Origin of the sequence: Arthrobacter sp. Hiyo1 (assembly GCF_001263615.2) — a bacterium.
Classification (GTDB): Bacteria; Actinomycetota; Actinomycetes; order Actinomycetales; family Micrococcaceae; genus Arthrobacter.
Map to the genome: position 1 here is coordinate 30,676 of NZ_DF952477.1, position 3,869 is coordinate 34,544.

Annotated in this window: 1 pseudogene; it reads left to right on the top strand. The window is 64.4% G+C overall.

Annotated elements, in window-relative coordinates:
- Positions 1–3,302 (top strand): annotated as a pseudogene (locus tag AHiyo1_RS21580) (NAD-glutamate dehydrogenase domain-containing protein); the annotation flags it as partial.
- Positions 3,303–3,869 lie beyond the last annotated feature (567 nt).

Consider the following 3,869-nt stretch of genomic DNA (forward strand, 5'->3'; position numbering starts at 1 on the left):
GCCTTTCCCGCCGGTTATCGCGCCGTTTACGAGGCGGAGGCCGCGCTCGGGGACATCGTCAACTTCGAGACCTTCGACCTGGACGGAGCAGGCGGCAGGCCGTTCGGGGATCCCCTGCTCACGGTATACATCAGGACGGGTGCGCCGAGCACCCTCGTGGAGGACGCCCGGATCCGCCTTTACCTGACAAGGCCCAGGAGCCTGACGCAGATCCTGCCCTTCCTGCATAACCTCGGGCTCGAAGTGCTGGACCAGCGGCCTTTCGAGCTTCGGCGGGGCGGCCAGGAGCTGTTTCTTTACGACCTCGGCGTGAAGTTTCCTGGCAGCGTTGACCCCGAGGGAACCAGCGGACTGCTCGCGGATGCCTTCACGGCCGCCATGCGGGGGGACATCGAATCCGACCGGATCGACGCACTCGTCATCCGGGAACGGCTTGCGTGGCGGCAGGCCGCAATCCTGAGAAGCTACGCGAAATACCTCCAGCAACTGGGGACCACCAACTCGTACGGATTCATCGCGGACACGCTGATCAGCAACGTCCGGGCAACACGCGCGCTCCTTGCCCTGTTCCAAGCGAAGTTCGATCCCGGGCTGGACGAGCCTGACCGCGGCAGGAACACCGCGGGCGCGAAAAAGGAGTTGCTCGCCGCGATCGACGACATCCCTGTCCTCGACGCTGACCGTCTGCTGCGCACGTTCATGAACCTCGTCGAAGCCACAACGCGGACCAACTACTTCCAAGGCAAGGCCCACTTGAGCTTCAAACTCAATCCCGCCGCGATTGCAGGTGCCCCGTTTCCGCGGCCGAAGTACGAGATCTGGGTGTACTCGCCGCGGGTGGAAGGCGTCCATCTGCGCTTCGGAACCTGGCGCGCGGGGGTTTGCGCTGGTCTGACCGAAGCGAGGATTTCCGGACCGAGGTCCTGGGACTGGTCAAGGCACAAAACGTGAAGAACTCCGTCATCGTGCCCACAGGAGCAAAAGGAGGCTTCTATCCAAAGCGATTGCCGGACCCTGCCATGGACCGCGAGGCCTGGCTCGCCGAAGGCCTGGAATGCTACAAGATCTTCATCAAAGGCATGCTGGACCTCACCGACAACCTGCTCACCACGGCGGACGGGGAAACGGTGGTGCCCCCGGCCAGCGTGGTGCGCCACGACGGCGATGACTACTACTTGGTGGTTGCAGCTGACAAGGGCACAGCGTCATTTTCAGACGCGGCCAATTCCGTGGCCCGGGACTACGGCTTCTGGCTCGGCGACGCCTTCGCTTCCGGGGGATCCGTGGGATATGACCACAAGCAGATGGGCATCACGGCCCGCGGCGCGTGGGAATCCGCGAAACACCATTTCAGCGAGCTCGGCATGGATTCACAAGGCGAAGACTTCACCGTGGCCGGCATCGGAGACATGAGCGGCGACGTCTTCGGAAACGCAATGCTCCTCTCCCCGCACATCCGACTGGTGGCGGCATTCGACCACCGGGACATCTTCCTTGACCCGAGCCCCGACGCGGCAACGTCCTTCGAGGAACGCAAGCGCCTCTTCGGTCTTCCCCGTTCGTCCTGGGCCGACTACGATCCTTCACTGATCAGCAAAGGCGGGGGTGTCCACTCCCGCCGGGCCAAAGCCATCGGGATCACGGAACAGGTCCGGACCGCCCTCGGCCTGGATCCAGGGACGGCCTCGCTGCCACCCCACGCCCTGATGCAGGCCATTCTTAGGGCGCCCATGAACCTGCTCTACAACGGTGGCATCGGAACATACGTCAAAGCCTCCACCGAAGGCCAAACGCAGGTGGGGGACAAAGCCAACGACGCCATCAGGGTCAATGGCAACGAACTCAGGGCCCGGATCGTGGCCGAGGGCGGGAACCTGGGCGTCACGCAGCGCGGCCGAATAGAGGCGGCACTCGCCGGTGTCCTTCTCAACACCGATGCGATAGACAATTCGGCCGGCGTGGACTGTTCGGACCACGAGGTCAACATCAAGATCTTCGTTGACCGGATGATTGCGGCAGGGAAAATGGGGCCCGAGGAACGAGCGGGCTTCCTGCATTCCCTGACCGACGAAGTAAGCCGCCTGGTCCTGGCAAACAACATGGACCAGAACGTCCTCCTTTTCAATGACCGGCACCTGGCGCTGGAGTTGGGTCCCGGCTTTGAGCGGATCATGGACTGGCTGGAGAACGCAGCGGACCTGGACCGCGGCCTGGAGGCCCTGCCGAGCACGGAACAACTCCAGGACAGGCTGCGGGCAGGCACTGGGCTGACCTCTCCGGAGCTGTCGGTGCTCGCCGCCTACGCGAAGATCGAGCTGGCGAGGGAGCTCACCGCAAGCGACCTCGCCGACGATCCCTGGTTCAAGCGGGTCCTCCGTGGCTATTTTCCCCGCCAGTTCTCCGAGCGCTTTGATGCCGAACTGGACTCCCACCCGTTACGTCGGCAGATCATCTGCACGGTGGTGGCCAACGACATGATCAACCTTGGAGGGATCACGTTCGCCTTCCGCGCCATCGAGGAGACCACGGCCACCGCGGCGGCAGTGGCCAGGGCTTTCGTGGTTGTCCGCGAGGGTTATGAGCTGCAGCGCTTCGTGGACAGGATCGCCAGCCTGCCTCCCGGGTTTCCCAGCGAACACGCCGCCGCGGTGGCCCTTCCACTGCGCAGGCTCCTTGACCGTGCAACCCGCTGGTACGTGACGCATGACCATCGGGACCAACCCGTCGCGGAAGCCCTAAGGAGGATCGGGCCGACCGTGGATCTGCTGCGGACCCGGACCACGGAATTCCTGCGCGGCTCGGACCTTGACCGCGCCGAGCAACGGTTGGCGCATTGGAACGACGTCGGGATGCCGGGTGACCTGGGGCGGCGCGCCTCCGATTTGCTGGAGAGCTTTTCCCTCCTGGACATCTCGCTGGTGGCGGAGCAGGTGGATGAACCCCTCACCACCATCGCCGATATGTACCACACGGTCATTCATTGGATCGGCGTGGGAACGCTGTTGCTGCGCATCACTGACCTGCCGCGGCAAAGCCGGTGGGAAGCCCTGGCTCGGGCAGCCCTCCGCGACGACGCCTATTCCGCCGTCGTCGACATCACGATTTCCGTCATGCGGACGACCCGGGCGAGCGGGGCCTCCGGCGCCTCTGCCGTGGACCGCATTGTGGAGTGGGAGAGCGGACGCCAGGAGCAGCTGGGAAGGATCAAGGACACCTTCGTGGAGGTCACCAAACCCGGGCAAGTAGACCTCGCGTCGATCTCCGTGGCCCTGAAACTCCTGCGAACGCTGGCGAAGCGCTAGCCGTTTTGAACCTTGAACCCTCGGGATCGTCGCACAAGACGCTTTTTGGGCTACGGGATGCGAATCCTCTAAGGTTGGTGCCCGATGGCAGCTTTTAATAGAACGTCCGATCAGCCTGGATCCGCGTCGCCGCGTGGGCCTGTCTTCGTCGACGCCTCAGGCCGACGCCTGCGGAGGCTCAAGCTTATTGGGCTCGGAGCCCTTGTGCTCGCAGGAGGCTATGTCATCCTCCTGCTGGTTGCGTTCATGGGAGGGCCCAACGTTGCGGCGCCGTTCCTACCTTTGCCGGCCGCAGTGAAGCCCTTGGCGCCACCGGCCGCTCCGGCAGCCCGTGGTCTTCCGTCATCCCCATCGACTCCGCCTTCCAACGCGGATGGGCTCCCGACCGGCGAGGGCCGATTGCCTGCGCCTTCGACGCCGGCCGCTTTCGGTGTTCCGGTGACTTCTCCTTCGCCCGCTGCTGTGGCACAACCGATCAACGGTGCGGCCGCGCAGCACGCTGCCTCGTTTGCGCCGGTTGCGTCCTCTGAGCCGAGCACGTCGCCGACGGGTCCGGGCAAGAGCGGG